Raw genomic sequence first — 21,002 nt, 5'->3', positions numbered from 1 at the left:
CGGCGCTTCAACACGCCCGCGCGGCGCTTTGCAGGGATAAAAATGCGATACGTGCAGAGCCTGTAAATCGGCGCATAAAAAAACCGCCCGAAGGCGGTCTTTTTGTAAAAAATACAGGGTGCTCAGAACTGTTCCCAGTCGTCTTCGCCGCCAGCTGCCACACCGGCAGCAGCCAGTGCGGGAGCAGCGGTGGCGGCAAGAACCGGTGCGCTCTTCTTCTTGGCCGGTGTCGTCGGCAGCGCACGCGCCACCGTTTTCGGATGGATCACTTGCGTTTGCTGATCCGCGCCATTCAATCTGAAGATGCTGACGGCGGAGGTCAGCCCGCTTGCCTGTTCCTGCAGCGAAGCCGCTGCAGCCGCCGCTTCCTCGACCAGTGCCGCGTTCTGCTGCGTGACCTGATCCATCTGGCTGATGGCGGTATTGACCTGTTCGATGCCCGAGCTCTGCTCCTGGCTGGCCGCCATGATCTCGCCCATGATGTCGGTCACGTGACGCACGCTGTCGACGACCTCCTGCATGGTGCTGCCGGCGGTGGCGACCAGTTTGCTGCCCTGATCGACCTTGTGGACAGAGTCGTCGATCAGGTGCTTGATCTCCTTGGCTGCCGCCGCCGAGCGCTGCGCGAGGCTGCGCACTTCGGCTGCCACCACGGCGAAGCCGCGTCCCTGTTCGCCGGCGCGTGCTGCTTCCACCGCTGCGTTGAGCGCGAGAATATTGGTCTGGAACGCGATGCCGTCGATGACGCCGATGATATCGACGATCTTGCGTGCCGAGGCGTCGATCGAACCCATGGTATCCACCACTTCTGACACCACCGTGCCGCCGCGCACCGCCACTTCGGATGCGGACAGCGCGAGCTGATTGGCCTGGCGTGCGTTATCGGCATTCTGCTTGACGGTCGAGGTCAGTTCTTCCATCGACGAGGCGGTTTCTTCAAGCGAAGCCGCCTGCTGTTCGGTACGGCTCGACAGGTCGAGGTTGCCGGCGGCGATCTGGGTGGTCGCGGTACCGATCGACAGGCTGCTTTCGCGGACGCGCGCCACCGTTTCGGCCAGGCGCTGCTGCATTTTCTGCAGGCCGAGCAGCAGGCGTCCCATCTCGTTCTTCGACTTGACCTCGATGCGCGTGGTCAGATCGCCGTCGGCGATCGCGTCGAAGTGCTCCAGCATTTCCGTCAGCGGACGATTGATCGCGCGGATCAGAAAGTATGCCCAGATCGCAACCACGATCAGGCCGCTCAGCACGCCGCCGATCGCTACTGCGCGGAAGATGGTGAACATCTTCTGATTCTCGTTGAAGGCATCGGCTGCTACCTTCATCTGCAGTTCGACCAGCGCATTGGCGCTCTTTGCGAGGTTCTGGTACAGCGGCGACATCTTCTGCAGCAGGATGACGTTGGCGTCGTCCACCCGTCCGTCGCGCAGCGCGCCGATCAGTTCATCCTTGCCTTCCTTCAGGTAGAGCTGGCGCTTTTCGGTCACTTCCTGGCTGAGCTGGCGTTCCGTATCGCCGAAGAAAGGCAGAGCCAGATACTTCTGCCAATACTCTTCCGATTCTGCATAGAAGCGTTCGGCGCGCTTCAACTGGTCCTCGGCACCTTCGTCGTGCGGCAGCATCGCCACGCGGTTGATGGCGGCGCGGGCCTGCAACAGGCGCGTCAGCATGACGTTGATGTTGTCGGTTGCCGGCATCTGGTTCAGGTACAGCTGCTGCGTGGTGCGGTTGCTTTCCTGCAGACCGAGCACACCCATCGCGCCGCCGACGATCAGCATCACGCCCATGAATCCCATCGTGAGCAGCAAGCGAAACTTGATCGACACGTTGTTCAACATCATTCCTCCGTTTTGAAATTATTGGGTCACGCCGGCCGTCTTCATGCGGCCGCTGGCTCGACCAGACCGATCTCGCTCGATTGCATGAGGCGCTCGATGTCGACCAGGATCACCATGCGTTCGTCGATGGTGCCGAGGCCGACCAGATAATCGGCCGCCACCGAACCCATGTCGGGTGCCGGCTTGATCTGCTCGCTGTTGAGCGTGATGACATCGGACACGCTGTCGACCACCATGCCCACGGTACGTCCGCCGAGGTTGAGGATGATCACGACGGTGAACTGGTCGTAGCTGGCCTCGCCGAGCGAGAAGCGGATGCGCATGTCGATGATCGGCACGATGATGCCGCGCAGGTTGATCACGCCCTTCAGGTGGTCGGGCGCGTTGGCGATGCGCGTGACGGCTTCGTAGCTGCGCAATTCCTGCACCTTCTGTATATCGATGCCGTATTCCTCACGGCCGAGGGTGAAGGCGAGAAATTCGAACGGGGCAGACGGGCTGCCGGACTGGGGCGTGTTCATCTACATCCTTTATGGCGAAATCCGGAAAATGAATAAATTTCCTTGCGGAAACAAAATTCAGTATAGCCAGCCCCGTTCCAAGCGTCGATTGGCTTTGTCCGGATGCGACATCAAATACAACGCCCGTAACAAGTTTTGACAATTGCCGTGGTTGAGTCGGCAACAGCTTGCGCCGATTGCCTGTTGCACGGTTTGATCGACATCAAAAAACATGCATTGAGGAAACACTCCGCATTCCTTGGGCAGGCATTAATTGCAACTTGGTTGCATAAATGTATAATGCAACACGGTTGCAAAATGAGTTTGCACGCCTGCTGCCACATCTGCTGCACTTCGAAGGAAAACATGAACCGTCTCCCCGTTACCGTCCTGTCCGGCTTCCTTGGCGCCGGCAAGACCACCTTGCTCAATCATCTGCTCAACAACCGCGAAGGTCGGCGCATCGCCGTCATCGTCAACGACATGTCGGAGGTCAATATCGACGCCGCGCTGATCCGCGATGGCGGCGCAGGCCTGTCGCGCACGGAAGAGAAGCTGGTCGAGATGAGCAACGGCTGCATCTGCTGCACGCTGCGCGAAGACCTGCTGCTGGAAGTCGGCAAGCTCGCGCGCGAAGGACGCTTCGACCAGCTCGTCATCGAGTCGACCGGCATTTCCGAGCCGCTGCCGGTCGCGGAAACCTTTACCTTCGCTGACGAACAGGGCCGAAGCCTGGGCGACGTCGCGCGCCTGGATACCATGGTGACCGTGGTTGATGCCTGCAACTTCCTCAAGGATTACGGTTCGCACGACTATCTGCACCAGCGTGGCGAATCGCTGGGGGAGGCGGACGAACGCACGGTGGTCGATCTGCTCATCGAGCAGGTGGAGTTCTGCGACGTGCTGGTGCTGAACAAGACCGACCTCGTCAGCGCGGAAGAACTGGAGCGCCTGACGGGCATTCTGCAGCGGCTCAATCCGCGCGCCCGCATCGAGCGTTCTTCGTTCGGCAAGGTGGCACTCGACAAGGTGCTCGATACCGGCTTGTTCGACTTCGAGCAGGCCTCGCAGGCGCCGGGCTGGCTGCAGGAACTGCGCGGCAAGCACCAGCCGGAGACGGAGACCTACGGCATCGGCAGCTTCGTCTATCGCGCGCGCCGGCCTTTCCATCCGCAGCGTTTCTTCGCGCTGACCCAGCACGCATGGCAGGGCGTGGTGCGCTCCAAGGGATATTTCTGGCTGGCCAGCCGGCCGACACATGCCGCCTCGTGGTCGCAGGCCGGTGGCATCTGCCGCCATGGCATGGCCGGACTCTGGTGGGCCGCGGTGCCGCCCGAACAATGGCCGGACGATCCGGAAAGCGTGGCGCGCATCCGCGCGCAATGGGCGCCCGAGACCGGCGACGCGCGTCAGGAACTGGTACTGATCGGCACGCAGATGGACGAAGCCGCCTTGCGCCGCGATTTCGATGCCTGCCTGCTGACCGATGCCGAAATGGCGCAGGGGCCTACGGCATGGATGCAGTACGACGATCCGTTCCCATGGTGACGTCATCCGTCTTCGGCACCATCCGTGCCAATCCGCGCGGCGACGTGCCGGTCGTCCATCCCGATTCCTTCGTCGATCCCACGGCCATCCTGTGCGGCAAGGTGATCGTGCACGAGAATGTCTTCATCGGGCCTTATGCCGTGATCCGGGCCGACGAAGTGGACATGGATGGCGACATGCAGCCGATCGTCATCGGCGCGCATTCGAACATCCAGGACGGCGTAGTCATCCATTCCAAGTCGGGCGCGGCGGTCACCATCGGCGCCCATACCTCGATCGCGCACCGTGCCATCGTGCATGGACCGTGCACGGTCGGCAGCCGCGTCTTCATCGGCTTCAACAGCGTGCTGTTCAACTGCGAGGTTGGTGACGGCTGCGTGGTGCGGCACAACGCCGTGGTGGACGGCTGCACGCTGCCGCCCGGCTTCTACGTGCCGTCGACCGAGCGCATCGGCCCGCGCACCGAGCTGTCCACGATCGCGCGTGTCAGCGTGCAGGCATCGGAATTCTCGGAGGACGTGGTGCGCACCAACAACTGGCTGGTGGAGGGATACAGGAAGCTGTTGCAGCAATCCTGAGGCAGGTCAGCCGGACTTGCGTCGCAGGCCGTACCAGAGGCAAACCGCGATCGGCGTTGCGAGTGCGAACCACGACAGCCAGTGCCAGACGCCGGTTGCCAGCAAGGCGGCGAGCAGGCCGAACATGGTCAGCACTGCCAGCAAAATGGGCATGCCCCAGACGAACCAGAAGCCGCCGGTGCGCGAGGTTTTCTTCACGATACTGTCTGCCCGAAAATGCGTGGATGAAGAGAGAGAATGGCGTCCGTCAATTGTAAGCCAAGCGCGCCCCGCATACAAAAAGCCACCGCGAACGGTGGCTTTTGGCTTTCCCAGGGACAGATATTAGAATTTGCCGCGCACGGTCAGCATGGCATTGCGCGGTTCGCCGTACCAGTTTCCGTAGGTGGACGATCCCAGCGTCTGGTAATACTTCTTGTCGAACAGATTGTTGATGTTGAGCGACGCGCTCCAGATCGGGTTGATCGCGTATTCGACACGTGCATTCCATACCGCGTAGCCGCCCTGCGAGAAATTGAACGGCACGGATGGGCCGTTCCACTGGCCGCTCGTGGTATTGAACGTTCTTGCAGTACCGGATACATAGGCTGCGCTCTGGATGTTCACGCCGCCGCCGATCCGCCATTGCGACATCTCGCCCGGCAGCTGGTAGCCGGTCCACAGCTTGAACAGATGCTTGGGCGTGATCGAGCTGTAGCGGCCGGTATTGGCCTGCTTGTTCTCGTTGTCGTTGTAGGTATAGCCGACGACGCCTTGCCAGCGCGGCGCAATCTCGCCACTGAGTTCGAGGTCCACCCCCTGGCTGACGACTTCGCCAAGAGAGATCCAGCAGCAGTTGCTGCCATCGGTGCCGGGTGTTTCCGGATACGAGGGGTCGCGCACGGCCTGGCCATTGCGTTCGATGCGGTAGAGGGCGGCGGAGGCGTTGACCTTGCCATCCATCAGTTCGCCCTTGACGCCAATTTCATAGTTGCGCCCGGTGATCGGATCGAGCGAGGTGCCTGGCAATGGCCCCTGCAGGTTGGCGGCCTGAGACTTGTAGGTTTCCGCGATGCTGGCATAGGCCGACCATTGACGGTCGATGTCATAGACCAGTCCGCCATAGGGCGTGACGATGCCCGATTCCTCGTAGCGCGTGCCGGTACCGGTTGCGCCCAGCTGTTCGAACGAATAATTGGCACGGCGCACACCAAGGATCAGGCGCAGCGGATCGGTCAGTTGCAGTTTAACGTTGCCATAGATGCCGTACTGCTTCTGACCCCATGCGGCGGTTTGCAGTGTCAGCGGGCCTTGCGGTTGAATGTAGCCGTCGTGGTCGAAGTCGAATACATCGAACTGCTGCGCCGCCGTGGTCCGGTTGGAGAAGCGTCCCTTGGTCTGCTGCCAATCGCCGCCGACCAATATTTCGTGCCGGCGACCCCACAGATCGAAATGCCCGTGCAGGTTGACGTCCGCCACGGTTTGGGTCGGTTCGAACAGGGTCGTCAATGCGCTGGTGGATGCCAGGTTGGTGATCGGATCGACCGGACCGATGGCGCGCGCGTAGGTGCGGCGCGAGGTTTGTTCGTTGCGCGTGAGATTGACTTTCAGTGTCCAGTCGTCGCCGAGTTTCTGATCGAGCTTGGCGAAGACTTCATCGGTATCGACATTGAGCCGCGTCCAGGTGGTGACGTAAGCCGTGCTGCGCGGCAGACCGATATCGGCACCGTTGCTGTAGCGCGGTAGGCCGAGGAACCACGGTTTGCCAGACATGCGGTTGAGGCTGAAGCCGGCGCTGACGGTAGTGTCCGGCGTGAGATCGGCTTCTACGATGCCGTACAGCATCTTGCGCTTCTGCTCGGCGACGTCATAGAAGAATTCCCGATCGCCATAGGTTGCCACCAAGCGTCCGCGCACGCGTCCGTCTTCCGTCAAGGGGCCCGTGACATCGATCTCGGTACGGTAGTTGTTCCAGCTGCCGGCCGAGGCATTGAACAGCACCTGATATTCGGATAGCGGGCGCTTGCGCACCAGATTGATGCTGCCGCCGGGTTCGCCGGCGCCGCCGAACAGGCCGTCCGCGCCGCGCAACACCTCGATCCGCTCGTACTGCGCAAGCTCCTGCGTGGTGCTGAATCCTGCCAGGCCCATCGTCAACGGCGCCCCGCCGTCAACCTGCATGTTGGTGACCTGGAAGCCGCGCGAATAGAAGCTGGATTCGAAGAAGCCGCCTTGCGCGGTGGTGATGCCGGTCGTCTGCTCGAGCGCCGTGGTCAGATCGCTGACGTTCTGCTCGTCGAGCCGTTGCCGCGTGACGACGGAGATCGATTGCGGAATCTCGCGCAGGCGCTGCGCACTCTTGCCGCCGACGTTGCTGGTGCTGGCTGCATAGGATTGCGGATCGTCGAGCTGCGAACTGACGGTGACGGCCGGCAACACGGCGTCGCCGGTCGATGCGCTGGCCTCGACCTTTTTCAGCAGCAGGCTGCCGTTGGGCTGCTGCACGACTTCGAGTCCCGAGCCGGCAAGCAGGACCGCAAAGCCTTGCTGCAGGCCATAGCTGCCGCGCAGGCCTGCACTTTCCTTGCCGTCGGTCAGTGCCGGATCGAAGGAAAGCAGCACATCGTGCGCGGTTGCAAAGCTGGCCAGCACGCGGCCCAGCGGCCCGGCCGGAATATCGACGGCTTTGCCTGCTGTGACTTCGTTGGCCGCGGAGGCGGATACGTGGAAGGTGGCGAGGCCGCTACCTGCAATCGCCAGATGAAGCGCGAGCACGAGTGGCGAAAAGCGGAATCCGGCCTTGGTCGCCGGACGGTTGATGTCTTGCATGGATTTCCTCAGGTTGATGATGTCTTCAACCTGTTTGCCAAGCGAGAACCGGAAAGTGACAAGCCGGGACGAAAATATTTTTTCGTTGGCTCAGTCGGCTTCAGGCTGGTACCACCTGTACCCAGTAGCGCGTCACCATCGCGACCCGCACCGGCAACGTATCGACCAGCGATTGCAGGATACGGTCGGTATTGGCAAGCGGAAACGAACCGGAAATCCGTAAGTCCGCCACGGCAGGATCGCAGCGCAGCACGCCGGGGCGGTAGCGCGCCAGTTCGGTGACGAATACGGACAGCGGCATGCGGTCGGCAAACAGCATGCCGTCCTTCCAGGCCATGCGCGTGGCGTCGAGCTCGGTCGTGTCCGCGATGCGATGGCGGTCGAAGACGGCTTCCTCTCCGGCATGCAGCACGCGCATGCCGGCCTGTGCCATGCCGGGCCGGATTTCGACCGCGCCTTCCTGCACGCCGAGCCGGCTTCCCTGATCGAGCTGGCGTACCGTGAAGCGCGTGCCCATTGCAATCAGCACACCTTCGGTGGTCGCCACCCGCAACGGACGGTAGGGTAGGTCCGGTTCGTGCGCGGTGGCGATCAGGATTTCGCCGCGGACCAGCCTGATATGGCGTTCCTGCGGCGTGAACAGCACATCGACCGCGCTGTCCGTGTTCATGGTCATGCTGCTGCCGTCGGCCAGGGTGATGTTGCGGCGTTCGCCGATGGCGGTGCGGTAGTCCGCCGACCATTCCTGCCATGGCATTTGCCTGTGCATGGCCCAGCCACCCGAACCCACGATCAGCAGCAGCGCCAGTTGCTTGACCACGCGGCGGCGATCCGTCGAGCGCGGCCGGTCCAGCACCGCCATGCCGCCGGAGGGAGCGAGCCCCGCGAATTGCTGGCCCAGGTGCTGAGTGCGCTGCCATGCGCGTTCGTGTTCGGGATCGGCATCGCGCCAGGTCTGCAGGGCGCGGCGGTCGGCATCGCTGGCTTCGCCGGAACTCATCATGACGAACCACAGCGCGGCGGCGCGCGCCACCGCCGGTTTCAGCGGCGCATCGCTTTCCAGCGGAGGGACCAGGCTGACACCCATACGTTCAGCCTTTGTAGAGCAGGCAATGTTCCATCGCGCGCGCCAGGTATTTGCGCACGGAACTGACGGACATATTCAACTGGGCAGCGATCTCGGCATGGCGCAAGCCTTCGAGCTGGCACAGCAGGAAGGCGCGCCGTACCTTGGCCGGCAGCGCGTCGAGCATGGTATCGATGGCGACCAGCGTTTCGATCACCACGACACGCTCTTCGGGCGACGGATGCAGCGCCTCGTCCGCATGGGCCAGCGTGTCGAGCCAGGCCTGTTCGATCTCGCGGCGGCGGAACTGGTTGATCATCAGGCTGCGCGCGATGGTGGTCAAATAGGCACGCGGTTCCTCGATCTCGACCTTGTCGCGCGCCTTGATCAGACGCACGAAGGTGTCGTGCGCGAGGTCGGCGGCATTGTGCGGACAGCCGGTTTTCTTGCGCAGCCAGCTGTTCAGCCAGCCATTGTGCTGGCTATAGAGTTCGGCAATGGGATCGGTGGGACTGCTGACGTGCACGAGATGCTCCAGACCAGATGCCGCTGCGGCATCGAAAAGCTGGCTGGCGAATACGCACTGGCTGGGCTTGGTTGAGAATGGTTCTCATTGTTGCATTGACTGGTTTGCAGCGTCAATGAAAGGTGCTGCAAGCGTTGTCGTCAGCAGACATTACAAGGAAAAAGGCGGGTGCATGGCAACCCGCCTTTGGACGTGAACCGTCTGTATTGTCAATACAGGGAGTTCGATATGCCTGCGTTCGCAGGCATCGAGGGGCGCTGTACGTCAGAAAGTATGTTTGAGATTGACGGACAGTTTGCGTGGTTCGCCGTAAGGGGAGTAGTTCAGCGAATAGAGATGGCGGTAGCTGCGGTCTGTCAGGTTGCTGACGGCCAGGAGCATTTGCGTCTTGGGGCTGATCTGGTAGCGTGCATTCAGCCCAATCAGGACCAGGCCGCCCTGGCGGATTGTCCAGGCGTTGTTGCTGGCGCTGCGGTGGATCTTGTTGGTTGCCGTGACGTTGCCGCCAACCGACCAGCTTGTTTCCGGTAACTTGTAATTGGCAGCCAGGCGCAGGCTATGGCGAGGTTGTTCGACGCCATAACGCTGACCTTTCTGCGGGCCAGCCTTGTACTCGGCGCTGACGTAGGTATAGCCGGCGGCAATGTTCAGGTTTGCGCTTGCTTGCCCATTGATGCCAAGATCCAGGCCCTGACTGACCACTTTTCCTGCAGCGATGTAGCACGTGCCGCCGCATGCATTGCCAGCGTCAACTGGAACCGAGTCGTCTCGTACGGACAGGTTCGATTGCTCCAGTTGGAAAACGGCTGCCGATACGTTCAGTCGTTTGTCCAGCAGTTCGCCCTTGATCCCCGCTTCAACGTTTGCGCCGACGACGGGATCGAGTACGCTGCCATCGGCACTCTTTCTGGACTGCGGATTGAAGATGTCGGAATAACTGACGTAAGCGGAATACTGGTCATCGATGTCATACACCAGCCCCGCATAAGGCGTGATCTCCCCGGTTTCTTTCAGGGTTGTCAGGCCGGTGACGGCATTTTTCGATTCGTAGTTGCTGATACGCGCACCCGTGATCAGCTTGAGCGAGTCCGTCAGGTTCCAGCGCGCCACGGTATACAGGCCGATGTTGGTGGTTTTTGTTCCGGATCGGGACGCGGTGCCATTGGCAACCTCGCCGAGCGCACCAGGATCGAAGTCGTAAACATTGATCGGGATACTGCCGGCAATGTATCCGGTTCCAGTGCTTTCATCCTCGTAGGTCGCACCATTCAAACCCAGCACCAGCTCATGTTTGCGGCCAAGCAGATTGAAAGGGCCGGATGCGTATGCATCCACCGTATCGGCGCGCATGGTTGTCGAATTGTTGCGTGAGCGGGTGGAAATCGACAAGCCATCGCCAGTGGCGATATCCAAGCTGCCGGTGAGGGCATTGAAGTTGTCGATTTCATTCAGGGTCTTTTGTCTGGAGTAACTGGCCTTGAGGTTCCAGTCGCCCGTCAGCCGTTGATCCAATCCAATGGTGTAAATCGTGTAGTCCCTTGCCAGACGATAATTGGCATCGCCCCAGAAAGAGGAGCGCGGCAGGCCTGCATCGCTGCCATCTGCGGCAAACGGTACGCCAAAGTGATTGAGTCCTGTGTCTTTCTGATATTGCACGCTGGCGCTCAGCGTGGTGCTCGGGCTCAGGTCAGCCTCGACGATGCCATAGACCGCGCTGCGGTTGCGGAAAATATAGTCCGTGAACGAATCGCTACGGTCGTCCAGTGCCACTACACGACCGCGAACACGGCCCGACTCCACCAATGGGCTGGATACGTCGCCAACGAAACGTCTTGCATTCCACGATCCCAGTTGCATTTCGGCCTGCGCCTGAAAGGTGTCGGTAGGGCGCTTGCGCACCATGTTGACCGTGCCTCCTGGGTTGCCGGCACCGGTCATCAGCCCGGCTGCGCCTTGCAGCACTTCGATCCGGTCGACAAATGCGTTGTCGAACTTTACGGAACGGTTGCCGCTATCGACCCCGGATGGTGTGCTCATGCCATCGACCTGGGCTTGCAGGCCGAACCCGCGACTGGTGTAGGTGCCGCCTGCACTGCCTTGTTCCTGTGAAAACACACCGCTGACTGACTTCAGTGCGTCATCCAGCGACGTCATGCCGGCATCGTCCAGTTGCTGGCGCGTGATGGTAGTGATGGTCTGGGGTGTTTCACGCGGGGAAAGCGTGAGTTTGGTCGCTGTGTTGGTAAATCTGGCCTGATAAGAGCCTGTCCCTTCGCTAGTGCCATCCCGCATCACCTGACCGGTGATGGTGACGGCCGGTAACACGGCATCGTCGGCGGATGTTGCAGATGCTGCCTGTGCCTGTAAAACGAAGATGCCTTCCCCTTGCGCTACGGCTTCGAGACCAGTTCCGATCAACAGCTGGCGCAAACCGGAAGCGGTTTGATAGTTGCCTTGCAGCCCGCCAGTGTGTTTGTCTGCCACAAGTGCAGGAACGAACGAGACGGTCACTTGTGCTTCTGCTGCGAAGCGCGATAACGCGGATTGCAAGGGGCCGGCGGCAATGTTGTATTGCCGGGATTGCGCACTTGCCTGCACAGGTTCTGCGGCGGGGGCATGCGATGGAAGTATTGCCATGCAGGCAAAAACCATGCAGGCCTGACCGACAGCGAGTGCAAGCGGCTTGCGCGGCAACGGGGCAACGCGTGCCGAGGAGGAAATACGGAGAAACATGGTGGAATCCTTGTTTGATGACGATGTTTTGGTGTGTTTGCACAAGCAATGACACGTCATCGAAAAAAAGCGGCCAGTTTTTCCGCAAAAATTTTTCAGGCAGGCTGGATGGCGACCCAGTAGCGTGTGTGGAAGGTGATGCGCACAGGCAGCGTGCCGACCAGCGCGCGCAGGATGCGGTCGGTGTCGTCGAGCTGGAAGCTGCCGGAAATGCGCAGGTCGGCCACGGCTGGATCGCAGCGTAGCCAGCCGCGCCGGTGGCGTGAAAGTTCGGCGCAGAAGTCTGCAAGTCGCTGGTTGTCGGCATGCAGGATGCCGTGCGTCCAGTCTGCGTTGTGAGAAATCAGTGCTTCGGTTTCGTCGAGTCCGGTGGCCGAGAAACGCAACTGGTGGTTGGCGGCGAGGATGCGCGTCTGCATGGCATCGTCGCGCGCCTGCACTTCGACCGCTCCTTCGAACACGGCCACATCGCTCCATGCGGCGACGCGCTTGACGGTGAAGCGGGTACCGATGGCGCGGATGCGGCCATCCGCGGTCTGCACGCGGAACGGGCGTGCAGGTGAACGGCTGTCGCGCGCGGTTTCGATCAGCAGTTCGCCTTCGTGCAGGATCAGCAGGCGCTGGGTATCGTCATACACGGCGTCGAAAGCGCTGCCGGTATTCATCCGGACATGGCTGCCGTCGGCCAGTTGGACGTTGCGCCGTTCGCCGGTCGCGGTACGGTAGTCGGCGCGCCACGCATTTACCGGCAGTTGCCGGTAAGCCAGCAGCGAGGCTGGCGCCAGTGTCAGCAGTAAGGCCAGCTTCTTGACGGCCGCACGGCGCTGTTGTTCCGGTGAGCGTGCGAAAGGGCGCCCGAGCGCGGCCTTGCCGAGCATGGGTGGCATGATGCCGAACTTGGCATTGAGCTGCTGCGCGCGCTGCCAGGCCAGTTCGTGTTCGGCATGGCTGGCGCGCCATTGCTGGCAGGCGTGCAGTTCGTTTTCGTCGGGCTCGGCCGCGGGATGCACGCGCATCAGCCATTGCGCCGCCTCGCGCGCTATGCGCGGGTCGAGCGGCGCTTCCTGTGCGGCGGGATTCAGGCGTGCGGAAGCAGGCATCGTTCGTAGGCGAGCGCCATGTAGCGGCGTACGCTGCGCGGCGGGATGTTCAGTTGCTGCGAAATCTCGTTGTAGGTCAGGCCGTCGAGCTGCGCGGCGAGGAACACTGCACGTACCTTCTGCGGCAGTGCATTCAGCAACGCATCGATGTCGTTGAGGGTTTCGAGAATGATCAGGCGCTGTTCGGGTGGCGGTGCGACGGCTTCCGGCATCTGGCTCAGCGCTTCAACGTAAGCCTGTTCCAGCGACTGGCGCCGGTAGTGATTGCTGAGCACGCGGGTGGCGACCGTAGTCAGGTAGGCGCGCGGCTCGCGCAGGTCGAGTTCGGCATGGCGCTGTTTCTCGAACGAGGCGAGGATGCGGATGAAGGTGTCCTGCGCAAGGTCGGCCGCGTTGTGCGCACAGCCGAGCTTCTTGCGCAGCCAGCCCTGCAGCCAGCCGTGATGGGCGCTATAGAGTTCGGAAACGGGATCGGTGGTACTGCTGACGGACACGAGATGCTCCAGACCGGATGTCCTTGGACATCGTCAAGCTGGCTGGCGAATACGCACTGGCTGGGCTTGGTTGAGAATGGTTCTCATTGTTGCATTCGTGTGATGCGAGCGTCAATCCGGACGAGTCTTGGCTGTTGCAGCCTAAATACAAACTCCAGCCGGGCTTGCGTGGGGAGGGAAGGTGTAGGGCGGGTGAGTCGGATGGGCAGCAGTACAAGAAACTCTTGACGATTGCGTCAATAAAAAAGGTGTGGGGCGATCATCTCACACCACACCTTTTGCAGGGCTGGATATCTCTGGTTCAGGGATACTCAGAATGTATATTTCATGGAAGCCATGAAGTTGCGCGGCGCGCCGTAGGTGCCGTAGTCGCCGTTGCTGCTCAGATAACGCTTGTCCAGCGCATTGTTCAGATTCAGCGAAACGGACAGATTCCGATCGATCTGGTAACGCCCCATCAGGCTGACCAGGGCGAGACTGCCTTGCCTGTGATCGAAGCCGCTTCCGCTGTTGTTGGCATTCTGCCAGTTGACGCCACCGCCCACGGTGAGCTTGTTCCATTCGCCCGGCAGCCGATAACTGGTGAACAGCTTCAGCGTCTGGCGAGGAACATAGGTGAGCACGCGTTCGCCGTTGCCGTCCTTGCTTACCGCAAAGGCATAGCCTGCCGACAGTTGCCAGTCACGGGTCAGCTCGCCATTGAGTTCCAGTTCAATCCCACGGGCGCGGGTGTTGCCCAGCAGGTCGTATGTGAACGCGTCGGCATTCCATACTGCAAGATTGTCCACTTCACTGCGGAACACCGACAAGCTGCCCGTGAGGCGGCCGTCGGCAAAACTGGCCTTGACGCCTGCTTCGTAGCTGACGCCTTCTTCAGGTTGCAACTGCGAGGCCGTGAAGTAGTCGTTGAGCCAGTCATCCTGCGGTCGGAAGATCTTGGTGTAGCTGGCATAGACCGACCAGGTGTCGTTGAGCGCATGCACGATGCCTGCATAGGGAACGAAGGTATTCCTGCGCTCGCGAAGGGAGTAGTCGCTCCAGAGCAGGCTGGTGACGTCGATATCCCGCGTCCAGCGTGTCGTACGGCCGCCCAGCAGCAGGCTCGTGCTGTCTGTCAGTGAAAAGCGGGTGTTCACGAATGCACCGTAGTTGCGCTCTTCGCTTTTGTTGCCGCCGGTGTTGGCAAAAGTCGGTGCCGGCGCATTGGCCCAGTCATGAATGGTGGTGGCAGTGGGATAGCTTGCATCCAGCGTGTAGGCAGAGCCGTCCGATTCGAGTCTTGAGAGGGTAAGCCCTGCAATCAGTTCGTGATCACGGCCGAAGAGTGGAAACACGCCTGAAACATAGGCATCGACGTTGTTCTGTCGCAGTTGGCTGTCCCAGCGGTTCGGGCGTATCGTCATGCCTGCACCGGTTGCCGGGTCAATCGAGCCAAGCATGCTCGCGAGCAGACCGTCGTACTCGTAGCGTGTGTGGCTGTACTCCACCTTGCCGACCCATCCGGAACTGAAGCGGTGTTCCAGCGAGGCGAAGATGCCGTCCATGTCGTGCTTGTAGTAGCGCCATTTCTGGCTGGTGTTGTCCGAGGGTGACAGGGGAATGCGCTGGCCATCGCTGAAGTACAGCGGCCGGCCGACGATGGCGGAATCGGTGTCCTGGCGCAGGTGGTTGAAGCCGAGGGTAAGCAGGGTTTTGTCGCTCAGGTCGAATTCGCCGATGCCGTAGAGCGCGAGTTTCTTCTGGCGGAAGCGATCCACCCAGGCACCTTCGTCCTTGTAGTCTCCTACCAGTCGCAGGCGCGCCGTGCCGCTTTCGTTTATGGCGCCGGAAACGTCGGCGCCGACGCCATAGCGATCCCAATTGCCAGCCTGTGTGTTCAGGGAAAACTGCGGCTCGGCAGTCGGCCGCTTGCGAATCAGGTTAACCGTGGCTGCGGGCGTGCCAAGGCCGTTCATGACGCCGGTGGCACCGCGCACCACCTCCACGCGGTCGTATGCGGCCGTGTTGGCAAGAAAGGGGCTCATGCCCGAGAACGTGGGTACGCCATCGATCTGGAAGTTGCTCAGGCTGGAGCCGCGCGCATACATGTTGGGGCCGTCCTGACCAATCGAGCCTTGGGCAACGTAGATGCCCGGTGTTGCATCGAGTACGTCGATCAGCGTGCTGAGCTTCTGATCGTCCAGCCGTTGCCGGGTCAGAACGGTGACCGCCTGCGGCGTTTCCTGTTGCGAAAGATTCAAACGCGTGGAGCTACTGGTGGAAAAAGTGGCGTACGAGCCGGTTCCCTCGGTGGTAGAGCCATAGCCTTTGCCCGACACCGTGATGGTTTGCAGGACGGCGTCACCGGCTTGCGCAGAAGGCGCATGGCGAAGATTGTAATTGCCATTTGCCAGGTCAATGACCTCTAGCCCGCTGTCTTCCAGCAGCCGGGAAATGCCTTCGTATGCCGTAAAGTCGCCTTGCAGACCCTTGGTCAGTTTTCCGGCAACCATGGATGTTTCAGTTACGATGCTGATGCCCGCACGTGCCGCAAACTGCGCCAGGGCCGGCCCCAAAGGCCCCGGTGGGATCGAATGGCTGATCTTTTCGGCGGATGCCTGGTTTGGCTGTGCGTACGTTTCCTGTGTGGGTAGCGCTGCCAGGCATGCAATACCGAGCATGAGGCACATGGCATTGCGCACGGCGTACGCACAAGGCTTGAGATCGCCGCGCGCGGGACGGGCGTGGGACTGGTTCATTTGACTCCCTTTCATTTGGTCAGTTTTTTTACTTCTGTTTGTTCTGACGGACCAATTTCTGAAAAGGGACAGGGAAATGCATTAATTCTTGTCAGGTCGGTTCCAGGCTGACCCAGTAACGCGTGCGCTTCTGCACGCGGATCGGCAGCGAACGCTGCAGCAGATGGAGGATGTTGTCGGTGTCCTTCAACTGGAAGGCGCCTGAGACGCGCAGGTCGGCGACCGACGGATGGCAGCGCAGTACGCCAGGACGATAGCGCGCGATCTGCTCGACGATTTCCTGCAGCGGCGTGTCGTCGGCCATCAGCACGCCGTTGACCCAGGCATCGGCATGCGCGGGCAACGGCGACGGTGCGGACACTGCATCGCTGTCGAAGCTGGTCTGCTGGCCGGCGGCGACGACTTGCAGCGCATGGTAGGCATTGCCGGGGCGGATTTCGACCGCGCCCTGGGTGACGGCAACGTGGGTGCGTGCGTCGATCAGCGCACCTTCCAGCCGTACCGAGAAGCGCGTGCCGATGGCGCGCACGCGGCCGTTCTCGCTCTGCACGACGAAGGGATGCGGCCGGTTGACCGGATCGGATGCGGTCTCGATATGGATTTCACCCGCATGCAGCTTGACGAGGCGGATCGTGTCGTCGAAGGCGATGTCGATCGCGGTCTCGGTATTGAGCACGAGGCGCGTGCCGTCGCCGAGCGTCATGTGACGGATTTCTCCCTTGGCGGTACGCGTGCCGGCGGTCCATTCCTGCCACGGTGCGGCGCGATAGGCAGCCCACACGATGGGGCTGGCCGCGATCAGCATCGCCAGCGTCTTGACCGAGGCGCGACGTTCCAGCAGCGCCGGGCGGTCGAGCACCGGCATGCCGACCGCGGGCGGCACCATGCCGAGCGTACGGCTGACCATCTCGGCGCGCTGCCATGCGAGTTCGTTGGCCGGGTCGGCCTCGCGCCAGGCCTGGCATTCGAGCCGGTCGGTCTCGCTGCACTGGCCGGAACGGAGCTGCATCAGCCATTGCGCCGCCTCGCGTGCGGCGCGCGGATCGACGGCGGGAAGGAAACGTTCTGCGATGGTATTCATGCGATGAGGAGGATGCAGCGTTCGAATGCCTGCACCATGTAGCGTTTGACCGTGCGTTCGCTGATGCCGAGCCGCGTGGCGATCTCGGCATAGCCGAGTCCTTCGAGCTGCGACAGCAGGAAGGCGCTGCGCACCGGCGGCAGCAGGCCGTCTAGCATGGCGTCGATGCGGTGCAGTGTTTCCAGCACCAGCAGGCGATCCTCGGGCGAGGGCGCCATCGGCTCCGGCAGGCGTGCCAGCGTGTCCAGCCACGCCTGTTCGAGCGAATGGCGGCGGTAGTGGTCGATGACCAGCCGCTGCGCCACCGTGGTCAGGTAGGCGCGCGGTTCCCGCAGGGAATGGGGTTGTTCGGGTGGCGCCGTCAGCAGCCGCAGGAAGGTATCTTGCGCCAGATCGGCAGCCTGGTCCGCGCAGTTGAGCTTGCCGCGCAGCCAGCGCAGCAGCCAGCCGTGATGCTGGCTGTAGATGTCTGCGATGGGATCGGTAGGGCGTGCGATGCTCACTGTCTTGCTCCAGATGCGTCCGGTCGGGACGCCAAACTGGCTTGCTTTCCGTGTCGGTGAGCTGGCTGCTTATTTGAGAATTGTTCTCATTATCTGCGATTCCGGGTTGGAACGTCAATCTGCCGCCTCACGCTGCGTTGCATGAACTGCACAGAAGGGTTGTGCATGCTGCGGTTGTGCTGCAATGGCACGCTGCTCCAAGGCAGATAATTGTCCGGACATGGCGCGGCAAGGCGAGGCGATGCTCGGCAGCATGGAAGACGCGATTTATCAAGAATGATTATCATGGCTTGCTATCCGTCGCCTGCCCTTGCCAGAAAAGGAGAAACGATATGAACGTCTGTTCCATTGGCCGTGTCTGTTTGCTCGCGGTAACCTGCGCGCTGGCCGCCTGTGCCACTTCGCCCGCGCCGCAGGTGTCGACGGATGCGGTGACCGTACAGTACGCACCGGATGTCTGGCGCGCCGACCTGCGCAAGGCGCCGAACGAATCCGAGGCGGCGCTGCGCTCCACCGAGCAGTCGCTGACCCGTCATATCCAGGAACGTGCGAGCCGCGTGCTGTCGGCAGGACAGAAGCTGGACATCGCCTTCACTCACATCGAGCGCGCCGGCAGCGTCGAGCCGTGGCGCGGCCCGTCGTCCTACGACGTGCGCATCGTGCGCGACATTTATCCACCGCGCATCGACCTGACGTTCCGTCTGCTGGCGGCGGATGGCAGCACGCTGTCCTCCGGCAAGCGCGAACTGCGCGACTTGGGTTTCCTGTCGCGTACCAATATGTACTCGAACGATCCGCTGCGCTACGAGAAGACGCTGCTGGACGATTGGGTGCGCAAGGAGTTTCCGCAGAGGCCGTAACGCTGGAATCTGTTGTGTGCACCGGTTGCCGTCTGTGAAGCAAAGCTATCGCCGTGGTGATGATCAAAAAAAAGCCGCTCCATAACTGGAGCGGCTTTTTTGTCTTGCCTTGGTAAATCAGAACTTGGCGCGCAGCGAGACCATCACGTTGCGTGGATCGCCATAGTAGTAGCCGATACCGGTCGGTGCGAATTTCTTGTAATAGATCTTGTCGAACAGGTTGTTGATGTTGATCTGTACAGAGTAGCGGTCGTTAAAGCGATAGCTTGCCATCGCGTTATAGACGGCATAACCACCTTGACGCGAAGTGATGGTGCCGGACCGGACGTACGAATCGCTCTGTACCTGTGCACCGCCACCGATGGTCCATCCTTGCAGATTGCCGTCGAGACGATAGGTCGTGAACAGACGGAACAGGTGACGCGGATCGATACTGCGCAGCGGCTGACCGACATTGGCAGCGGAGGTATCGATGATGTACTTGGTGCGCGTGTTGGTATAACCCGCCATCATCGACCAGCCGGGCAGAATTTCGCCGGATACTTCTGCTTCCCAGCCTTCGCTGCGGGTCTTGCCTCCCGCGATCTTGCAGTATGCATCGACAGTAGGATTGTTGGGGCATGGTCGCAGGCTGCTTGCATCGTCAACCGCCTTGCCAACGTTGTTGATACGGAAGATGCCGATCGATGCGTTCAGACGACCTTCGAAGAATTCGCCCTTCAAGCCAGCTTCGTAATCTTCCCCGCGGATGGGATCAAGAATATTGTCATTGATGTCTTTGGCGCTCTGTGGCGTGAAGATTTCGGTGTAGCTGGCGTAGGCGCTGATGTTCCTGGACAGGTCATAGATTGCAGCAGCGTAAGGCGTGATCTCGCGCGTCACCTTGTAATTGGTGGTCGGCTGACCATCCGATTTGTAATCCCACCAACTGATACGCGCACCCGCGAGGACTGTGAATGGATCAGTGATTGAGAAGCGCGCTGTACCAAATAGCGCTTGTTGACTGGTTGTGTTCGGCTTGTTGGGAGCAGCAGTAATGGGTTGATCTATTTCTGCATAGCTTGTGTAGGGATCCCAGTTGCGAATATCAATGATTGGAGCGCCAATTGACGAGGTTGCAACGCCACGGCTATCGGTGGCCTTGTTTCGGACGGTTTCGGCTCCAAAGGTCAACTCGTGTTTGCGGCCGAATAAAGTGAAAGGGCCATTTGCTACGGCGCTGGCGCTGAGCTGATCATTTTCTGCACCGATGTAATGAGACTGGGTCACGCTCATCAGATAGGGATTGGTGGCGCCTGCCGGACGGCTCATGTACGACTGTTTGAAGTCCCTCAAGCGGAACTGCGTATAAGCAGCATTAACTTTCAGGCTCCATTCATTGTCGAAGCGATGCTGAATTTCGGTGAATGCCTGCGTGTTGTAGCGGTCCCAACGGTTCCAGGCTGCGCCGAGATAGGTGTTGCGTGGCAGGTTCAGCGGCGTGCCGTCGAAGTTGCCAGGCAGGTTGCCCCATGCTCCGCTTGCATCGAGATCCATGTATTGCAGGCTGGTGGTCCAGGTCGTGCGCGGGCTGATGTCTGCTTCCACCACACCATAGAAAACCTGTTTGTGCTCCGTGCGGCCCTTTTGGAAGAATTCCTTGTCGTCATCGACCGCAACCAGACGACCACGCAAGGTGCCGGCTTCATTGAGCGTTCCGGAAACGTCTGCTTCCAGACGACGCCGATCCCAGGAACCCAGGGTCAGAGCGGCCGATGCCTGGAAATCCGCCGTAGGACGCTTGCGCACCATGTTGACCGTTGCCGAAGGATTACCGGAACCGCGGATCATGCCCGAAGCGCCGCGCAGGATTTCCACGCGATCGAGGACGGCGGTGTCCGGTTGCACGAATGCCGAGCCACCCTGGTTGAAGGTCATGCCGTCCACCTGAAGCGCATCGATCTGATAGCCGCGCGAGAAGTAATTGACGCGTTCACTATCGGTGTAATCGACGGTTACGCCCGGTGTGTTCTGCAGGACGTCCGTCAGGTCAGGAAGAATGCGGTCGTCTAGGAATTGACGAGTCAACACGGTAACCGGTTGAGGCGTCTCGCGCAGGGTTTGCGAGGTCTTGCCGATTGTCGTGGCGCGTGCGGCATAGGAACGGGTGCCCTCCGTGCCTGCGTCACGTACCGAAGTCGTTACCGAAACGGCCGGCAGCATTGCCGCGTCTCCGGCCGGCACACGACGTAACCGATAGCCGCTGCTGCCACCCACCGCTTCCAGCTGATGCGGCGCCAGCAAGGTGCTCAGGCCGCTGGCAACACTGTGGTTTCCTTGCAGACCGTTGCTTTGCAGGCCGCTCGTCAGCGCGGGGTCGATGGCGATCATGACACCGGCTTCGCGGCCGAAGCGGCCCAATACCTGATCCAGCGTACCGGCCGGAATGTTGTAGCTGCGCGCTTCGGCGGATGCGGTGGCATTCGTCTGCTGTGCGGCAGCCGGCAGTGCGTAGATGGCGCCCACGGCGAGCGTGCCCAGCAGGAGCAGGCGGGCGGCGTGCGCCACGGGAGTCGGAGTGAAGCCGGCGTGTTTGGCACCGGCTGCGGAAGTGCGGCGGGAAGACATCTGATCAATCCTTTTCGTGTATCGA

General features: G+C 61.0%; 16 protein-coding genes. 3 read left to right on the top strand and 13 right to left on the bottom strand.

Going from position 1 to position 21,002, the window contains the following annotated elements; all coding sequences use genetic code 11:
- Positions 1 to 122: 122 nt before the first annotated feature.
- Together IEV38_RS01805 and IEV38_RS01800 are read right to left on the bottom strand one after the other, a co-directional pair.
- Positions 123 to 1,835 (bottom strand): methyl-accepting chemotaxis protein, encoded by a 1,713-nt coding sequence (locus IEV38_RS01805; protein WP_188394784.1) that lies wholly within the window; start codon positions 1,833 to 1,835, stop codon positions 123 to 125.
- A 41-nt stretch (positions 1,836 to 1,876) separates the two neighbouring features.
- Positions 1,877 to 2,356, bottom strand: coding sequence for a chemotaxis protein CheW (locus IEV38_RS01800; protein ID WP_188394452.1), 480 nt, complete (start codon positions 2,354 to 2,356; stop codon positions 1,877 to 1,879).
- Positions 2,357 to 2,701: 345 nt separating this feature from the next.
- Between IEV38_RS01800 and zigA the strand changes: the two genes are divergently transcribed.
- Together zigA and IEV38_RS01790 are read left to right on the top strand one after the other, a co-directional pair.
- A complete protein-coding gene (gene zigA, locus IEV38_RS01795) occupies positions 2,702 to 3,883 on the top strand; it encodes a zinc metallochaperone GTPase ZigA (protein ID WP_188394451.1) in 1,182 nt (393 codons plus the stop codon).
- Complete coding sequence (locus IEV38_RS01790; protein ID WP_188394450.1) at positions 3,877 to 4,461, top strand: gamma carbonic anhydrase family protein; 585 nt, start codon at positions 3,877 to 3,879, stop codon at positions 4,459 to 4,461. Before zigA ends, IEV38_RS01790 begins: the two co-directional genes overlap by 7 nt.
- Positions 4,462 to 4,467: 6 nt before the next feature.
- On the opposite strand, the gene IEV38_RS01785 is transcribed toward IEV38_RS01790, so the two are convergent.
- From IEV38_RS01785 to IEV38_RS01740, 10 genes are all read right to left on the bottom strand, one after another.
- Positions 4,468 to 4,659, bottom strand: a complete 192-nt coding sequence (locus tag IEV38_RS01785) for a hypothetical protein (RefSeq protein WP_188394816.1) — start codon at positions 4,657 to 4,659, stop codon at positions 4,468 to 4,470.
- A gap of 126 nt (positions 4,660 to 4,785) precedes the next feature.
- On the bottom strand, positions 4,786 to 7,269 hold the full coding sequence (locus IEV38_RS01780) for a TonB-dependent siderophore receptor (RefSeq protein WP_188394449.1): 2,484 nt from the start codon (positions 7,267 to 7,269) through the stop codon (positions 4,786 to 4,788).
- Between the two features lie 100 nt (positions 7,270 to 7,369).
- A complete protein-coding gene (locus IEV38_RS01775; protein WP_188394448.1) occupies positions 7,370 to 8,356 on the bottom strand; it encodes a FecR domain-containing protein in 987 nt (328 codons plus the stop codon).
- Positions 8,357 to 8,360: 4 nt separating this feature from the next.
- Complete coding sequence (locus IEV38_RS01770) at positions 8,361 to 8,861, bottom strand: sigma-70 family RNA polymerase sigma factor (protein WP_188394447.1); 501 nt, start codon at positions 8,859 to 8,861, stop codon at positions 8,361 to 8,363.
- Positions 8,862 to 9,125: 264 nt separating this feature from the next.
- On the bottom strand, positions 9,126 to 11,594 hold the full coding sequence (locus tag IEV38_RS01765; protein WP_188394446.1) for a TonB-dependent siderophore receptor: 2,469 nt from the start codon (positions 11,592 to 11,594) through the stop codon (positions 9,126 to 9,128).
- Positions 11,595 to 11,689: 95 nt separating this feature from the next.
- Positions 11,690 to 12,694, bottom strand: coding sequence for a FecR domain-containing protein (locus IEV38_RS01760; protein WP_188394445.1), 1,005 nt, complete (start codon positions 12,692 to 12,694; stop codon positions 11,690 to 11,692).
- On the bottom strand, positions 12,673 to 13,188 hold the full coding sequence (locus IEV38_RS01755) for a sigma-70 family RNA polymerase sigma factor (protein WP_188394444.1): 516 nt from the start codon (positions 13,186 to 13,188) through the stop codon (positions 12,673 to 12,675). Before IEV38_RS01755 ends, IEV38_RS01760 begins: the two co-directional genes overlap by 22 nt.
- A 311-nt stretch (positions 13,189 to 13,499) precedes the next feature.
- Positions 13,500 to 15,926 carry a TonB-dependent siderophore receptor gene (locus tag IEV38_RS01750; protein WP_229728498.1) on the bottom strand — a complete coding sequence of 809 codons (2,427 nt, stop codon included), beginning with the start codon at positions 15,924 to 15,926 and terminating at the stop codon, positions 13,500 to 13,502.
- A gap of 91 nt (positions 15,927 to 16,017) precedes the next feature.
- Positions 16,018 to 17,007: a FecR domain-containing protein gene (locus IEV38_RS01745; protein WP_188394443.1), complete on the bottom strand. Its 990-nt coding sequence runs from the start codon at positions 17,005 to 17,007 to the stop codon at positions 16,018 to 16,020.
- Positions 17,004 to 17,510: a sigma-70 family RNA polymerase sigma factor gene (locus IEV38_RS01740; RefSeq protein ID WP_188394442.1), complete on the bottom strand. Its 507-nt coding sequence runs from the start codon at positions 17,508 to 17,510 to the stop codon at positions 17,004 to 17,006. Before IEV38_RS01740 ends, IEV38_RS01745 begins: the two co-directional genes overlap by 4 nt.
- A gap of 332 nt (positions 17,511 to 17,842) precedes the next feature.
- Between IEV38_RS01740 and IEV38_RS01735 the strand changes: the two genes are divergently transcribed.
- Positions 17,843 to 18,370 carry a DUF3016 domain-containing protein gene (locus IEV38_RS01735; protein ID WP_188394441.1) on the top strand — a complete coding sequence of 176 codons (528 nt, stop codon included), beginning with the start codon at positions 17,843 to 17,845 and terminating at the stop codon, positions 18,368 to 18,370.
- A 117-nt stretch (positions 18,371 to 18,487) separates the two neighbouring features.
- On the opposite strand, the gene IEV38_RS01730 is transcribed toward IEV38_RS01735, so the two are convergent.
- Positions 18,488 to 20,977 carry a TonB-dependent siderophore receptor gene (locus tag IEV38_RS01730; RefSeq protein ID WP_188394440.1) on the bottom strand — a complete coding sequence of 830 codons (2,490 nt, stop codon included), beginning with the start codon at positions 20,975 to 20,977 and terminating at the stop codon, positions 18,488 to 18,490.
- Positions 20,978 to 21,002: the final 25 nt, after the last annotated feature.

The organism is Oxalicibacterium flavum, from assembly GCF_014635065.1.
In the GTDB taxonomy this organism is placed as follows: Bacteria; Pseudomonadota; Gammaproteobacteria; order Burkholderiales; family Burkholderiaceae_D; genus Oxalicibacterium; species Oxalicibacterium flavum.
Note: the sequence above shows the minus strand (reverse complement) of the source record. Positions and strands in the feature narration are given on the sequence as shown.